The sequence below is a fragment of the Streptomyces sp. NRRL F-6676 genome (assembly GCF_000725625.1).
GTDB lineage: Bacteria > Actinomycetota > Actinomycetes > Streptomycetales > Streptomycetaceae > Streptomyces.
Window position 1 is genome coordinate 100,352 of sequence record NZ_JOHS01000007.1, and the last position, 14,833, is coordinate 115,184.

Below are 14,833 nucleotides of genomic sequence, written 5' to 3' on the forward strand. Positions count from 1 at the left end.
CCCCGCACGACCGCCGCCCCCGCCCTTCCGGGCGCGCGCCGTCCGACGTTCCGTGCGACGCTCGTCGAGGCAGCGGTGCGCACAGAGGGGTGGGAACGGACGAGGAGGTCGGAGCATGGCCGACGGCGACACGACCGCGGTGCCCACGGCGGGCGGCGATCCGCCGCCCCCGTCCGGCAACCTGCTGTCCGGGCCGCAGCCGAACGTGGCGCGGGCGGCCGGCTATCCCGACACACCGCCGCGCATGGGCTTCTTCACCGACACCTCCGTCTGCATCGGCTGCAAGGCGTGCGAGGTGGCGTGCAAGGAGTGGAACGCGGTGCCGGAGGACGGCCTGGAGCTGACCGGCATGTCCTACGACAACACCCAGGGGCTGGGCGCAGACACCTGGCGGCATGTGGCCTTCATCGAGCAGCGCAAGCCGCTGGGCGGTCAGGAACCCGGCGTCGACCACAGCGGTTTCGACGTGTTCGAGGCCGCCCGCGCCCTCGGCGGCTCCCCCTCCTCCCCCGGCCCCGGCGCCACCGCTCCCGCGCCGGAGGCGGCCCCCGCCGGGGCGCCGGCCGGGGAGATCTCGCCGCTCTCGCCCGACGGGCGGACCGAGTTGCGCTGGCTGATGGCCTCCGACGTGTGCAAGCACTGCACACACGCCGCCTGCCTGGACGTGTGCCCCACGGGCGCGCTGTTCCGCACGGAGTTCGGCACGGTCGTGGTGCAGGAGGACGTGTGCAACGGCTGCGGATACTGCGTGCCCGCCTGCCCGTACGGCGTCATCGACCAGCGCGAGGAGGACGGCCGGGTCTGGAAGTGCACGCTCTGCTACGACCGGCTCGGCGTCGGCATGGAACCGGCCTGCGCCAAGTCCTGCCCCACCGACTCCATCCAGTTCGGCCCGCTGGACGAACTGCGCGAGCGGGCGGCGGCCCGGGTGGCGCGGTTGCACGCGGCCGGTGTCACCGACGCCCGGCTGTACGGGGAGAGTCCGGAGGACGGCGTCGGCGGCGACGGCGCGTTCTTCCTGCTGCTCGACGAACCCGAGGTCTACGGCCTGCCGCCGGACCCGGTGGTCACCACCCGGGACCTGCCCGCGATGTGGAGACAGGCGGGGATCGCGGCCGTCTCGCTCGCCGCGCTGGGCCTCGCCAGTTTCGTCGGGAGGCCGCGATGAGCGGGTCGGACGTCACCCGCGAGGGTGTTCAAGGGGCGCGTCCGGGGCGCGAAGCGCCGACGGGTGCCCGGGCGGGGCGGCACCGGCGGCGCCGCGGGCGTGGCGAGCAGCCGATGGTCCCCGACGCCCAGTTCTCGTCGTACTACGGCAAACCGGTCCTGAACAAGCCGACCTGGGAGCCCCTCGACATCGCCGGCTATCTCTACCTCGGCGGTCTGGCGGGCGCCTCCTCACTGCTCGCGGCGGGGGCGCACGCCACCGGGCGGCCGGTGCTGGGGCGGGTGGCGAAGCTCGGCGCGGCGGGCGCCATCACCCTGTCGCTGGGCGCGCTGGTGCACGACCTGGGGCGGCCCGCGCGGTTCCTCAACATGCTCCGCGTCTTCAAGCCCACCTCGCCGATGAACATGGGGTCGTGGCTGCTGGCCGGGTACGCGCCGCTGACCATGGCCGCGGCGGCCGCCGATGTCGCGGGCCGCCACCGTCTCGTCGGCACGGCCGCCACGGCGGCCGCGGCCGTCCTGGGCCCGGCGGTCGCCACCTACACCGCCGTGCTGCTCTCCGACACGGCGGTGCCCTCCTGGCACGAGGGCTACCGCGAGCTGCCGTTCGTCTTCGCCGGCTCCGGCGCGACGGCGGCGGCCGGGCTGGCGCTCCTCTGCACACCCTCCGCGCAGGCGGGCCCCGCGCGCCGCATGGCCATCGGCGGGGCCGCGCTGGAGCTGGGCACCTTCCAGCTGATGAGGCATCGGATGGGGCTGACGGCCGAACCGTACGAACAGGGCAGGCCGCACAGGCTGTCGCGCGCCGCGGAGCTGCTCACGGGCGGCGGTGCGGTGCTGGCGGCCTGCGCGGGCCGGTGGCGCGGCCGGACGCCGGCCGCGGTGGCCGGTGCGGCCCTGCTGGCGGGCTCGGCGGCGCTGCGGTTCGCGGTGTTCCACGCCGGGGTCGACTCGGCCGAGGACCCCAAGTACACCGTGGTCCCGCAGCGGGAACGGCTGGCGGCCCGCGACGGCGGTTCTCCACGCCCCCACCACGCATGACCTCGCGGCTTCCGGCCACCGGGCGCCGGACGGGAAGGAGGCGAGGCTGATGCCCAGCCGCAGCCAGGTACGGCGTCTGCTCGCGGACGGCCTCGACTACGAGGAGGCCGGGCGCTGGCTCGGCGTGCCCGCCGGGCAGGCCTTCCTGATCGCCACCGGTCTGCCGGCCGACGGCGGTGACACGCTCACCACCGCGGAACAGCACCGCCCCGGCATGCCGCGGGAGTCCACCCAGCACCTGTCGAACCCGTCCGCCGAGAACCCCACCGGCAAGGACGAGACCCTGCGGTGGCTGAAGCGCCGGGCCGCCGCCGACCGGGAGATGCGCCGGGCCGCCGAGTCGCGGGACGCCTCCCCGGGGAGCGAGCGAACCCCCGGTGACACGCACGAGCTCACCGACGTACTGACCCGGGACCACGACCGGGTCACCGCGCTGCTGAAGCAGCTCAAGACCCTGCCGGGCGTCACCAAGGGCGGCTCGGAGTCCGAGCGGCTGCGCAGGCGGTCGATCGTCGGTCTGATCGCCAGGACACTGGCGAGCCACGAGCCGGCCGAGCAGCAGCACCTGTGGCCGACCGTGCGCGCGGTGCTGGCCGACGGCGACCGGCTGGCCGGTCAGGCGCTGGAGCAGGAGACCGAGGGCACCCGGACGCTGACGGACCTGGAGCGCGCCTCCCCGCACAGCGAGGAGTTCGACCGGCTCGTCGAGCGGCTGGAGGGGCAGTTGCGCCGGCACGTCGCCTTCGAGGATGCCGTCTTCGCCCGGCTGCGCCAGACTCTCTCCCAGGACGACCGTGAGCGGCTGGGCGCCAGGATCGTCGAGGCCTGGCGGGCCGAGGACCGCGAGCGGCGGCAGGAGGACGGCGGGCAGGAGGAATCCTGAACGCCCGCCCCCAGAGGGTGGCACGGCACAGGAGCAGGACCGAACAGCACCGCGCGTGCTCACGCGAACGTGAAAGGTCACGTCATGGGCGTACGTACATGGATCGACTCCTGGCCGGTCTACCGGCAGCTCAAGGGCACCGATCCGCTGGGCCGGGGGGCCGCCGCCAAGAGCGGGCCCAGCGCCCGGCTCACCCCCCGGGTGGCCTCGGCCGAACGGGTCGTGAAGTCGGTCTGCCCGTACTGCGCCGTGGGCTGCGGCCAGAACGTGTACGTGGAGGACGACCGGGTCACCCAGATCGAGGGCGACCCCGACTCCCCCGTCTCGCGCGGCCGGCTGTGCCCCAAGGGCGCCGCGAGTCTCCAGCTGACCACGGGCGGGGCGCGCGAGCAGCATGTCCTGTACCGGCGTCCGCACGGCACCGAGTGGGAGCGGCTCGATCTGGACACGGCGATGGGCATGATCGCCGACCGGGTCGTCAAGGCCCGCCGGGCCGGCTGGCAGTGGGAGGTCGACGGCGTCCGCACCCGGCGCACGCTGGGCGTCGCCAGCCTGGGCGGGGCGACGCTGGACAACGAGGAGAACTACCTCATCAAGAAGTTGTTCACCGCGCTCGGTGCCGTGCAGATCGAGAACCAGGCGCGTGTTTGACACTCCTCCACCGTTCCCAGTCTGGGAACCTCGTTCGGCCGCGGCGGCGCGACCACCTTCCAGCAGGACCTTCAGAACTCCGACTGCATCGTCATCGAGGGTTCGAACATGGCCGAGTGCCATCCGGTCGGGTTCCAGTGGGTGATGGAGGCCAAGGCGCGCGGCGCCAAGGTGATCCACGTCGACCCACGGTTCACCCGGACCAGTGCGCTGGCCGATCTGCATGTGCCGCTGCGCGCGGGCACGGACATCGCCTTCCTCGGCGGGATCATCAACCACGTCCTGGGCAACGACAGGTACTTCCGTGACTACGTGGTGGCGTACACCAACGGGCCCGTCGTGCTGACCGAGGAGTTCGAGGACACCGAAGACCTCGACGGCGTGTTCTCCGGTCTCGACCGGGACGGCCGCAGCTACGACAACGGCACCTGGCAGTACGAGGGCATGGAGGTGCAGGCCGCCTCCGGCCAGCGGGACGAGGAGTACGAGGAGCGCACCGGCGGCGGATCCTCCGTGTCGGAGGCGGCGGGCGGCGAGTCGCACGGTTCCGGCGGCGCCTCCCTCGGCGAGGGCGAGCCCGAGCGCGACGAGAGCATGACGCACCCGCGCTGTGTGTTCCAGGTGCTCAAGCGGCACTACGCCCGCTACACACCGGAGATGGTGGAGGAGATCTGCGGGGTGCCGCGGGAGCTGTTCCGGCAGGTGTGCGAGCTGGTCACGGAGAACTCCGGCCGGGAGCGCACCACCGCCTTCGCCTACGCGGTCGGCTGGACGCAGCACACGGTGGGCGTGCAGTACATCCGCGCCGCGGCCGTGCTCCAGACCCTGCTCGGCAACATCGGCCGGCCCGGCGGCGGCATCCTCGCCCTGCGCGGACACGCCTCCATCCAGGGCTCCACGGACATCCCGACCCTGTTCAACCTGCTGCCGGGCTACATCCCGATGCCGCACGCGCACAAGCAGGAGGACCTGGACAGCTTCGTGCGGGCGGAGGCCGCGGAGAAGGGCTTCTGGGGAGACATGCGCTCCTACCTGGTCAGCCTGCTCAAGGCGTACTGGGGCGACGCGGCCGGCCCGGACAACGACTTCTGCTTCGACTACCTGCCACGCCTGACCGGCTCGCACTCCACCTACGAGACGGTCATGGCCCAGATCGAGGGAACGTGCAAGGGCTACTTCCTGATCGGCGAGAACCCGGCGGTCGGCTCGGCCAACGCGAAGATGCAGCGGCTGGGCATGGCGAACCTGGACTGGCTGGTCGTACGGGACTTCTCCCTGATCGAGTCGGCCACCTGGTGGAAGGACGGCCCGGAGATCGAGACCGGCGAGCTGCGCACCGAGGACATCGCCACCGAGGTGTTCTTCCTGCCGGCCGCCGCGCACACCGAGAAGGACGGCAGCTTCACCAACACCCAGCGGCTGCTGCAATGGCACCACAAGGCCGTCGACCCGCCCGGCGAGGCGCGCAGCGACCTGTGGTTCACGTACCACCTGGGCCGGCTGATCCGGCAGAAGCTCGCCGGGTCGGCGGACCCGATGGACCGGCCGGTGCTCGACCTGACCTGGGACTACCCCACCAAGGGCGAGGAGGCGGAGCCGGAGGCCGAGACGGTGCTCGCCGAGATCAACGGCTACGACGCCGACGGCCGGCCGCTGACCTCCTACGAGCAGCTCGACCCGGACGGCTCCACCGCGTGCGGCTGCTGGATCTACTGCGGCGTCTACACCGACGGCGTCAACCAGGCCGCCCGCCGCAGACCCGGCAAGGAGCAGAACTGGGTGGCCAACGAGTGGGGCTGGGCGTGGCCCGCCAACCGGCGCATCCTGTACAACCGCGCCTCGGCCGACCCGGACGGCAAACCGTGGAGCGCGCGCAAGGCCCTGGTGTGGTGGGACGAGGAGAAGGCGGAGTGGACCGGCCACGACATCGCCGACTTCTCCAAGGACAAGTCCCCCTACCACCGGCCGCCGCCGGACGCGAGGGCCGCCGAGGCCCTGTCGGGCACCGACGCGTTCGTGATGCAGGCCGACGGCAAGGCCTGGCTGTACGTGCCCGCCGGGCTCACCGACGGCCCCCTGCCGACCCACTACGAGCCGCAGGACTCACCGTTCCCGAATCTGCTGTACGGGCAACAGCGCAACCCGGTACGGCAGTTGATGCCGCCGCATCCGGACAACCGCTACCAGCCCAGCGCGGGCGAGCCGGGCACGGAGGTGTTCCCGTACGTGGCCACCACCTACCGGCTCACCGAGCACCACACGGCGGGCGGCATGACGCGCTGGCAGCCCTATCTCGCGGAGTTGCAGCCGGAGTTCTTCTGCGAGGTGTCGCCGGAACTGGCCACCGAGCGGGGTCTGGAGCACACCGGCTGGGCGACGATCGTCAGCGCCCGGGGCGTGGTGGAGGCGCGGGTGCTGGTCACCGACCGGATGGCACCGCTGACCGTGCACGGCCGCACCCTGCACCAGGTGGGTCTGCCCTACCACTGGGGGCCCAACGGCTACACCACGGGTGACGCGGCCAACGAGCTGACCCATCTGTCCCTCGATCCCAACACCCACATCCAGGAGTCGAAGGCGTTCGCGGTGGACATCCGCCCGGGCCGCCGCCCCCGGGGCCCGGCCTCGGTGGAGCTGGTCCGCTCCTACCGGGCACGGGCGGGCATCGACGAACACACGGGTACCGAGCCGTGATCCGCGGGCGGCGCCCGGCGCGTGGGCCTCACTTCAGGACGATCGAGTGGGGCCCGCGCGGCACGAGTTCGCCGATCACCGGGGCGCCCGGGATCTCCCCGGCGACGAGCAGGCCCCCGGAGGTCTGGGCGTCGGCCAGCAGCAGCCGGGTGCCGGCGTCCGTCCCGCCGAAGTCGGTGAACGGCGCCACCCAGTCCAGGTTCCGCCGGGTGCCGCCGCTGACATAGCCGTCCCGGACGGCCTCCCGCGCCCCGTCCAGGTAGGGCACGGCGGCGGTGTCGAGCACCGCGCTCACGCCGGACGCCCGCGCGAGTTTGTGCAGATGGCCGAGGAGCCCGAACCCGGTGACGTCCGTGGCGCAGGCCGCCCCGGCGGCCAGGGCCGCCTCGGACGCCTCCCGGTTGAGGGCCACCATGGTGGCCACGGCCTGCGCGAACCGCTCACCGGTGGCCTTGTGGCGGTTGTTCAGCACACCGAGTCCGAGGGGCTTGGTGAGGGAGAGCGGCAGGCCGGGCCGGCCGGCGTCGTTGCGCAGCAGCCGCGCGGGGTCCGCGAGCCCGGTGACGGCCATCCCGTACTTGGGTTCGGGGTCGTCCACACTGTGCCCGCCGCCGACGTGGCACCCGGCTTCCGCGGCGGTCTCCGCACCGCCGCGCAGCACCTCGCGGGCCAGGTCCAGCGGGAGCACGTCGCGCGGCCAGGCCAGGAGGTTGACGGCGAGGACGGGGCGGCCGCCCATCGCGTACACGTCGGACAGGGCGTTGGCCGCGGCGATGCGCCCCCAGTCGTAGGGGTCGTCGACGACCGGGGTGAAGAAGTCGGCGGTGGACACCATCGCCTGCGCGGGCCCGCCGCCGGGCGCGGGGAGGAGGACGACCGCGGCGTCGTCCCCGGTGGCCGCCCCGACCAGCAGGGGCGACCCGGCCGGAAGCGGCACGGACAACCCGCCGAGCATGTCCTCCAGTTCACCGGGCGGGATCTTGCAGGCGCAGCCGCCGCCGTGGGCGAACTGGGTGAGCCGTACGGGGGTTTCGCGGGTGGTGGTCATGCCGGGACTCCTCGGGGGACGGGTCGTGCGGGGCCGGTGAGGTGCGGCACGCGGGGCGGCGACCGATACCGGCACGAATAAGACCTTCCGGTACCGTGACGGGCGGTGGAGGCGTGTGGGTGCCTGGTGGCCCTCCCGGTCTTCAAAACCGAGGTGCCCGAGGATCTCGGGCAGGCGGGTTCGATTCCCGTCCGCCTCCGTCCGCCTTCTCCTCCCGTGCCTCCCGTTCCGGCCGGCAGCGTCTGCGCTGGTCGTCCACCCGTTCGGTGAGCCGGCGGGCGTCGAGGAACTCGAGGAGCGGCACGGCGACCCGGCGGGTGGTGTCGAGGGCCTTGCGGGCCTCGCTGAGCGTGAAGGGCCCCGGCAGCCGGCGCAGTACCGCGGCGGCCCGTTCGTCCGCCCCCGGCAGCAGCACGACGGCCTCGGCGATCCGCAGCAGCGCGCCGGCCCGCACGGCGGCGGCCAACGCCTTGCGGGTGAGCCCCAGTTGGGCGAGGCGATCGGCCTCGGGGGCGCGGAATGGCGTCTTCTCCAGTTCGTGCCGTACGGCGTCCACGGCCGCCCGCAGCGACGGCGGCAGGGTGGGGCGGGCACTGTCGGGGCCGTACAGCCTGCCCTCGCGGCACAGCAGTTCCTCCGTGCCGGGGGTGCGGGCGAGGGCGTCCACCAGGGCCCGGTCGGGCAGGTCGAGCAGTCTCCGGGCGGCTTCGGCGGGCAGGCCGGGCTCCATGGGGTGCCGGCGCGCGTGGCGTGCGGTCTCGGCGGCCAGCCGCTCGCGCAGCCCTGCCCAGTGGCGGGCGTCGGCCAGCCAGTCGCCGGTGACGGGCTCGGCGGGCGCGGGCACGCCCATCGCCAGCAGCTCCGAGCGGCGGACGAGACCGCGCCGGCGCAGTTCGGCCGGGCCGTCGGGACGGCCCGTCATCGTGGCGAGGGCGGCCGCTCTGGCCCGCCCCGCGCCCCGGCGGTCCAGGCGTGGCGGGCGCACGTCGAGCACGGTCGCGGCGCAGGGCGGGCGCCCGCCGCCGGGTTCGCGCAGGACCGCGCGGTCCCCGACGCGCAGCGGCAGCCGCCGGCCGAGCGTCAGTCTGGCGGTGTCCTCGCCCAGGGGGCGGACGGTCACCGGGACGGCCGCCGTACCGAGGTGCAGGGTCACCGTCCGGGGCAGCTCCTCGGCCGGTCCGCCGGTGACGCGGACGTCGGCGAGGTCCGTGCGCAGCCAGCGGTCCGGGGTCAGCAGCACCGCGCCGCGCCGCAGTGCGCCGTCCGGTGTGCCGTGGACGTTGACCGCGACCCGGGCCACGCCGCTGACGGAGGTCCGCCGCTCCTGGAGGGACTCCAGTCCGCGCACCCTGAGTTCGGCCGGGCCGTCCCCGGTCACCAGGCGGTCGCCGACGCGCAGGGTGCCCGCGCCGAGGGTGCCGGTCACGACGGTGCCGTGCCCGCGGACGGTGAAGACACGGTCCAGCCACAGCCGTACGTCGGCGTCGGCGGGCGGCACGGGCAGGGCGCGGGCCAGCCGGCTCAGCTCGCCGCGCAGGTCGTCCAGTCCGGCGCCGGTCGGCGCGCTCACCGCGACGGACGGGACGGTGCCCAGGGAGGTGCCGGCCAGCCGCCGCAGGGCGTCCGCGCGTACGGGTTCGGGGTCGGCGAGATCGCTGCGGGTGACGGCGAGGACGGCGTGCCGTACCCCGAGGGCGTCGAGGATCGCCAGGTGTTCCTGTGACTGGGGCTGCCAGCCCTGGTCGGCGGCGACGACGAAGAGGACGGCGGGGACGGGGCCGGCCCCGGCGAGCATGGTGGGTACGAACTTCTCGTGCCCGGGCACGTCCACGAAGGCCAGGTGCTCGCCGTCGGCGTCGGGGGGTGTCCATACGAAGCCGAGGTCGAGGGTGAGCCCGCGGCGGCGTTCCTCCTCGTGACGGTCGGGTTCCATGCCGGTCAGCGCCCGTACCAGGGCGGACTTGCCGTGGTCGACGTGGCCCGCGGTGGCCAGCACCCGCATGGCGTTCACCTCCCGCCCGGTACGGCCGTCCGCACCGCCTCGGCGAGCCGGTCGTCGTCCTCCGGTTCCACCGCCCGCAGGTCGAGCAGGCAGCGCCCCGCCTCCAGCCGGCCCACCACGGGGACCGGGCCGGTGCGCAGTGCGGCGGCGTACGGCTCGGGCAGGGACAGCGCCGCGCTGGGCAGTTCCACTCCCGGCGCGCCTCCGCCGCCGACGGTGGCGGTGCAGGTCACGGCTCGGACGTCGACGCCGGTGGTGCTCAGCTCGGCGGCGAGCCGCTCGGCGCGGTGCGTGAGTGCGCGAGGGTCGGCGGACAGAGCCCGGGCGGTCGGGGTTTCGGGGCCCGTGAGGGTGGCCTCCAGGGCGGCCAGGGTGAGCTTGTCCACCCGCAGGGCGCGGGCCAGGGGGTGCCGGGCCAGGGTGCGGACGAGGCCGCCGTCGCCGAGGAGGAGTCCGCACTGGGGTCCGCCGAGCAGTTTGTCGCCGCTCGCGGTGACCAGCGCGGCGCCGTCCCGCAGTGCGGTCTCCGCGTCGGGTTCGTCGGGCAGCAGCGGGTGCGGGCCGAGCAGTCCGGAACCGATGTCGACGACGACGGGCACGCCGAGCCCCGCCAGTTCACGGGTCGGGGCGGCGCGGGTGAAGCCGGTGACACGGAAGTTGGAGGGGTGGACCTTCAGGACGAACGCGGTCTCCGGGCCGATCGCGTCGGCGTAGTCCGCGGCGTTCGTACGGTTGGTGGTACCCACCTCACGGAGCCGTGCCCCGGTGGAGACGAGCAGGTCCGGCAGCCGGAAGCCGTCCCCGATCTCCACCATTTCGCCGCGGCCGATGACGATCTCCCGGCCCGCGGCGAGCGCGGTGGCGGCGAGGACGAGGGCGGCGGCACCGTTGTTGACGACGTGCGCCGCGGCGGCGGACGGCACCCGTCCGCACAGCGCGGCCAGGGCGGAGCGGCCCCGACGGGCGCGGACGCCGGTGCGCAGGTCCAGTTCGACATCGGTCGGGCCCGCGGCGTCCCGCACCGCCTGCCGGGCCGCGCCCGACAGCGCGGCCCGGCCGAGGTTGGTGTGCAGCAGCACCCCGGTGGCGTTGATCACCGGGCGGAGCCCGCCGGCCGTGGGCGGCAGCAGGGCCACCGCCGTGTCCGCGACCTCCTCGGGGGCGACGGTGCCGTGGCGTGCGCGCCGCTGCGCCTGGTGGACCGCGGTCTTCACCGGTCGCGGCCCCAGCCGGGTGATCGCGGCCGCCAGCCGCGGGTCGTCGAGGAGGACGTCCGTGCGCGGGATCCGCCGGCGCGCGTCGCTCCCGTTCCGGTCGCTCCCGTCCGGGTTGTGTCCGGCGGTGCGGTGGCCCGGTGCGGAGCGGTCGCGGAGGGCTTCCGGCGCTCCCGCCCCGGCGCCCTTCCCCGCTCCGGATGCCTCTCGCGTCCACCGGCCCGCGCCCCGCTGGTCCACGCCGGCGCCGTTATTTCTCGTAGTTGGCCAGCGCCAGGCCCAGAGCGAAGAAGGTGGGTGCCCACTCCCCGACGAAGAGCCCCCAGCGGTCCGCCCGCTCCTCGCCCTTCTTCTCCACGCGCAGCGACACACTCCACGAGACGACGGTCAGGCCGATGGAGGCGAATCCGGCCGCGTAGGCGTGCTCGGAGCGGATCCCGGACTCGTGCAGCTTCTTGACGATCACAGCGGTGCTCGCTTTCGCGTCGGGGGAGAGCGGATCTGTGGTCCACTCCAGCCGCACCCCGAGGGTGGCGCCAATCGGCACAGCCATTCGGGCCCCTGCCCCGCGGCGGGCCCGTCGGCCGCCGTGCCCGGGCGTCAGCCGCCGAGCAGGGGCCGCACGTCCCCCAGCGCGCCCGTGAGGACGTCGCGGACGGTGTAGCGGCGCAGCGTGGCCGCCACCGCGTCGGCGACCGTCCGGTCGAGCGCGGTCAGGCTCCGCTGCACATGACGGCCGGTCGCGCAGTCCGGGTCCGGTCCGTGCAGTCCGAGCACCGGGTCGGCGCCCTGGAGCAGCGACCAGATCCGTTCGAGCGTGATCGCGGAGGGGTCCGCCGCCAGTTCCCAGCCCCCGCGGACGCCGGGGCGCGAGCGCACGAGCCCCGCCTCGCGCAGCGGACCGAGGACGCGGCGCACGTAGACGGGGTTGACGTTGGCGCTCTTGGAGAGCTCCTCGGAGCTCACCGCGTGCCCCTCGGTGACGCCCGCCAGGTACGTCAGCACATGCACGGCGACGGCGAACTGGGTGTTGGTGGATCGGGCCATGGGGTCATCTTGCCATTTCGTAATCGCCGTGGCTACGCTTATCGAAATCGCAATCAACACGATTACAGTTAGAGGCTCCCCATGACCACGCACACCGCCACCGACACACTCCGCCTGCGCCGCCTGGGCTGGGCGGGGGTGGAGGTCCGACTGAGCGGCACCCGGGTGCTGATCGATCCGCTGGAGAACGTCGAGCCCCTGGAGCCCGTCCTCGGGAAGCCCAAGCGGCCGTTGCCTCCCGTCGAGGCGTCCGCCGGAACCCACACCCTGATCACCCATCTGCACCCCGACCACTACGACCGCGAGCTGATCACGCGCCTCGCCGCCTCCGGCACCGTCGGATGCCACGCACCGCTCGCCCCGGCGCTGGCCGAGGACGGCATCGCGGCCACCGCTCAGGAGCTGGGGCAGCCCCGGCACATCGGCCCGCTGACGGTGACGCCGGTCGCCTCGCTGGACTGGCGGGGCACCGACTCCGACCAGGTGGCCTGGGTCGTGGAGGGCGCCGGGGCCCGGATCATCCACTGCGGGGACACCATGTGGCACGGCAACTGGTGGCAGATCGCCCGCGATCACGGTCCCTTCGACGTCGCCTTCCTACCCGTCAACGGCGTCATCGCGAAGTTCGAGGGGTACGAGGTGGACGTGCCCGTCACCCTGACGCCCGAGCAGGCCGTCGAGGCCGCGGCGGCGCTCGGCGCGACCGCCGCCTGCGCCATCCACTACGAACTGTTCGACAACCCGCCCACCTACGTCGAACAGCCCGCCATCGCCGAGCGATTCGCCCGGGCCGCCGCGAAGCGCGGCCTCACGGCCCACCTGCGAGGCGACGGGGAGACCGTACCGCTGGTCACGGGGCCCCGGCAGGAGGCCGAGGCCGCGCGGACGACGGCCTGATCCCTCCGGCGGGGCGGAGGCCGTCCATCAGGAGGTCCAGGAGGCGGGCGGCCATGGCTTCGCGGCCGGGCCGGGGGGTCACGGTGAAGATGCCGATGAGCGCGGCGGCGATGTCCTCGGCGGTGACGTCGGGGCGGAGGTCGCCCGCCGCGCGGCCCGCGTCGAGGATCGTGGTGATGGCCGTCAGCAGCTCGGTCCGGGTCTGCCCGTGGGTGATCTCGCCCGACTCGATCATGGCGACCAGCGTGTCCAGCATGCCGTTCTTGGCGGCGATCCAGTCCCCGAACAGATCCATCCAGCGCCGCATCGCCGCGGCCGGGGCGAGCTCGCCGAGCAGCTCGCGGGCGCCGGTCGTCAGTCGCGTGACCTGGTCCTGGTAGACCGCGTCGACCAGTGACTCCCGGGTCGGGAAGTGCCGGTAGAGCGTGGCGATGCCGACCCCGGCCTCGCGGGCTATCGCGCGCATCGACGGCTCGGTGCCGGCCGACATGAAGACGCGGGTGGCCACCGCGAGCAACTGGTCGCGATTGCGGGCCGCGTCCGCCCGCGGTGTGCGCTCCGCCACCCCGGAGGAAATGGAACGCGCTCCGTTTCTGTTACTGTCACTCATGAAACGGAGCATAGTCCGTTTCGGTGCTTCCCCCTTCCCGAGGAGACAGCCGCACATGCAGGCACGAAACGAGCACACGCCCGCGGGCGACAGCAGGGCGGTCCGGATGGACACGTTCGGCGGCCCCGGCGTACTGGACGTCCGTGAGGTCCCCGCGCCGCAGGCCGGTCCGGGACAGATCCGGGTGCGGGTCACCGCGGCCGGCCTGAACCCGATGGACTGGATCATGACCGCCGACGCGGACACCGCCGCCCGGTTCGGCCTGACCCTGCCGGCCGGGTTCGGGACCGACTACGCGGGCGTGGTCGACCAGGTCGGTGACGGCGCGACCGGCTTCGCCCCCGGCGACCGGGTGTTCGGGGGCGCGCTGTCCCGCGCGGTCGCCGACTTCGTCGTCATCGACCCGGCCAGGGACACCGCGGCGAACGAGGCCCACCACACGCCCCCCGGCGTCGACGACCGCACCGCCGCCACCCTCACCATCGCGGGCCGCACGGCGTCCGCCGCCCTCGCCGCGGTCGGCCCCGGCCCCGGCGACACGGTGCTGATCGGCGGCGCCGGAGGCGGGGTCGGGGTGTTCGCCGTCCAGCTGGCCCGGATCGCGGGAGCGCGCGTGATCGGGACGGGATCGGCGGCCTCGGCCGACTACCTGCGCAAGCTCGGAGCCGAGCCGGTCGCCTACGGCGACGGCCTGGCCGACCGGGTCCGCGCCCTCGCCCCCGGCGGCATCGCCGCCGCCGTCGACCTGCACGGAGTGGAGACCGTGCACGTCGCGCGGGAGCTCGGCGTCCCCGACAGCCGCATCTGCACCATCGCCGCGCAGGTCGACGGCGTCGCGGCGGCCAACGGAGCCAACGCGGCCCCCGGCGCCCTGGAGGAGATCGCCGGCCTCGTCGCGGCGGGCCGGCTGTGGGTGCCCGTCGCGGCCACCTTCCCGATCGAGCAGATCCGCCGCGCGGCCGAACTCCAGGCCGGCCGGCACGTACGGGGAAAGATCGTCATCGACCTCGCCGCCACCTGACGGTGACGCCGGGGCGGCACCGTCGGCAGGGTGAAGGGCGCGTCCGCGCGGAACCCTCGCGGCCGCAGGACGTGCCCGCGCCCACCGAGAGGGTTCCGCGCCGCGGCACCGCTCACGCCTCGGGGGCGGCCTCGAGGGCGTCGAGGACCGCCTCGCCGTTGGCGCGCGCCCACTCGGTCAGCATGTGGATCGGTTCGATCAGCGACACCCCGAGAGGGGTGAGTTCGTACTCGACGCGGGGCGGCACCTCCGCGTAGGCGTGGCGGCGGACGAGGCCGTGCGCCTGGAGCCGCCGCAGGGTCTGGGTGAGGACCTTGCGGGAGATGCCGCCGATCAGTCCGATCAACTCGCCGTGGCGCACCGGGCCCTGACTGAGTCCGTAGAGCACGACCACCGTCCACTTGTCGGCGATCAGTTCGACCGCGAGACGTGCCGGGCAGTCGGCGAGGAAGACGTCACCGCGACCGAATCCGCTCATGGCGCCAAAGGTACCTGGTGGTTCCTGTCGCATACCTAGCCTGGTTGATCTCTTCCCCTTCCCCCTCACTGCTCAGCCAG

12 protein-coding genes, 1 tRNA gene and 1 pseudogene are annotated in these 14,833 nt (G+C 74.1%); 7 read left to right on the top strand and 7 right to left on the bottom strand.

Annotated elements, in window-relative coordinates; translation table 11 throughout:
* Positions 1-115: 115 nt before the first annotated feature.
* From IO29_RS05780 to fdh, 4 genes are all read left to right on the top strand, one after another.
* Positions 116-1,168 (top strand): 4Fe-4S dicluster domain-containing protein, encoded by a 1,053-nt coding sequence (locus IO29_RS05780; protein WP_051707312.1) that lies wholly within the window; start codon positions 116-118, stop codon positions 1,166-1,168.
* Entirely contained in the window at positions 1,165-2,208 is a 1,044-nt protein-coding gene (gene nrfD / locus IO29_RS05785; protein WP_199806835.1) for an NrfD/PsrC family molybdoenzyme membrane anchor subunit, read from the top strand. The genes IO29_RS05780 and nrfD overlap by 4 nt, the downstream gene beginning before the upstream one ends.
* A 49-nt stretch (positions 2,209-2,257) precedes the next feature.
* The gene (locus tag IO29_RS38425) at positions 2,258-3,091 is read left to right on the top strand and encodes a hemerythrin domain-containing protein (RefSeq protein ID WP_063738065.1); all 834 of its coding nucleotides are present in this window, start codon (positions 2,258-2,260) and stop codon (positions 3,089-3,091) included.
* Positions 3,092-3,175: 84 nt separating this feature from the next.
* The gene (fdh, locus tag IO29_RS05800; protein ID WP_199806834.1) at positions 3,176-6,436 is read left to right on the top strand and encodes a formate dehydrogenase; all 3,261 of its coding nucleotides are present in this window, start codon (positions 3,176-3,178) and stop codon (positions 6,434-6,436) included.
* Positions 6,437-6,464: 28 nt separating this feature from the next.
* Here fdh and selD read toward each other — a convergent pair whose 3' ends face one another.
* Positions 6,465-7,484, bottom strand: a complete 1,020-nt coding sequence (selD, locus tag IO29_RS05805) for a selenide, water dikinase SelD (protein ID WP_030377679.1) — start codon at positions 7,482-7,484, stop codon at positions 6,465-6,467.
* A gap of 107 nt (positions 7,485-7,591) precedes the next feature.
* On the opposite strand from selD, the gene IO29_RS38430 reads away from it, so the two are divergent.
* Positions 7,592-7,684: transfer RNA gene (locus IO29_RS38430), tRNA-Sec, on the top strand.
* 53 nt (positions 7,685-7,737) lie between these two features.
* On the opposite strand, the pseudogene IO29_RS05810 reads toward IO29_RS38430, so the two are convergent.
* The 4 genes and pseudogenes from IO29_RS05810 to IO29_RS05825 form a co-directional block, all read right to left on the bottom strand.
* Positions 7,738-9,486 (bottom strand): annotated as a pseudogene (locus IO29_RS05810) (SelB C-terminal domain-containing protein); the annotation flags it as partial.
* A 5-nt stretch (positions 9,487-9,491) separates the two neighbouring features.
* Positions 9,492-10,940, bottom strand: coding sequence for an L-seryl-tRNA(Sec) selenium transferase (gene selA / locus IO29_RS05815; protein ID WP_106969702.1), 1,449 nt, complete (start codon positions 10,938-10,940; stop codon positions 9,492-9,494).
* A 10-nt stretch (positions 10,941-10,950) separates the two neighbouring features.
* Entirely contained in the window at positions 10,951-11,166 is a 216-nt protein-coding gene (locus IO29_RS05820) for a hypothetical protein (protein WP_030377676.1), read from the bottom strand.
* 134 nt (positions 11,167-11,300) lie between these two features.
* Positions 11,301-11,747 carry an Rrf2 family transcriptional regulator gene (locus IO29_RS05825; RefSeq protein WP_030377675.1) on the bottom strand — a complete coding sequence of 149 codons (447 nt, stop codon included), beginning with the start codon at positions 11,745-11,747 and terminating at the stop codon, positions 11,301-11,303.
* 81 nt (positions 11,748-11,828) lie between these two features.
* Between IO29_RS05825 and IO29_RS05830 the strand changes: the two genes are divergently transcribed.
* Positions 11,829-12,644 carry an MBL fold metallo-hydrolase gene (locus IO29_RS05830; RefSeq protein ID WP_051707310.1) on the top strand — a complete coding sequence of 272 codons (816 nt, stop codon included), beginning with the start codon at positions 11,829-11,831 and terminating at the stop codon, positions 12,642-12,644.
* Here IO29_RS05830 and IO29_RS05835 read toward each other — a convergent pair.
* Positions 12,598-13,254, bottom strand: a complete 657-nt coding sequence (locus IO29_RS05835; RefSeq protein ID WP_051707345.1) for a TetR/AcrR family transcriptional regulator — start codon at positions 13,252-13,254, stop codon at positions 12,598-12,600. The two genes, IO29_RS05830 and IO29_RS05835, sit on opposite strands and share 47 nt — an antisense overlap.
* Before the next feature lie 55 nt (positions 13,255-13,309).
* Between IO29_RS05835 and IO29_RS05840 the strand changes: the two genes are divergently transcribed.
* Positions 13,310-14,275, top strand: a complete 966-nt coding sequence (locus IO29_RS05840) for an NADP-dependent oxidoreductase (protein WP_033224615.1) — start codon at positions 13,310-13,312, stop codon at positions 14,273-14,275.
* 112 nt (positions 14,276-14,387) lie between these two features.
* Here IO29_RS05840 and IO29_RS05845 read toward each other — a convergent pair whose 3' ends face one another.
* On the bottom strand, positions 14,388-14,753 hold the full coding sequence (locus IO29_RS05845) for a winged helix-turn-helix transcriptional regulator (protein ID WP_030377671.1): 366 nt from the start codon (positions 14,751-14,753) through the stop codon (positions 14,388-14,390).
* Positions 14,754-14,833: the final 80 nt, after the last annotated feature.

Bases quoted from the DNA above. Each gene is read 5' to 3' on its own strand.
- IO29_RS05835 (WP_051707345.1), bottom strand. From the start codon at position 13,254: ATGAGTGACAGTAACAGAAACGGAGCGCGTTCCATTTCCTCCGGGGTG.
- IO29_RS05830 (WP_051707310.1), top strand. From the start codon at position 11,829: ATGACCACGCACACCGCCACCGACACACTCCGCCTGCGCCGCCTGGGC.
- IO29_RS05840 (WP_033224615.1), top strand. From the start codon at position 13,310: ATGCAGGCACGAAACGAGCACACGCCCGCGGGCGACAGCAGGGCGGTC.
- selD (WP_030377679.1), bottom strand. From the start codon at position 7,484: ATGACCACCACCCGCGAAACCCCCGTACGGCTCACCCAGTTCGCCCAC.
- IO29_RS05845 (WP_030377671.1), bottom strand. From the start codon at position 14,753: ATGAGCGGATTCGGTCGCGGTGACGTCTTCCTCGCCGACTGCCCGGCA.
- IO29_RS05780 (WP_051707312.1), top strand. From the start codon at position 116: ATGGCCGACGGCGACACGACCGCGGTGCCCACGGCGGGCGGCGATCCG.
- IO29_RS05825 (WP_030377675.1), bottom strand. From the start codon at position 11,747: ATGGCCCGATCCACCAACACCCAGTTCGCCGTCGCCGTGCATGTGCTG.
- nrfD (WP_199806835.1), top strand. From the start codon at position 1,165: ATGAGCGGGTCGGACGTCACCCGCGAGGGTGTTCAAGGGGCGCGTCCG.
- IO29_RS38425 (WP_063738065.1), top strand. From the start codon at position 2,258: ATGCCCAGCCGCAGCCAGGTACGGCGTCTGCTCGCGGACGGCCTCGAC.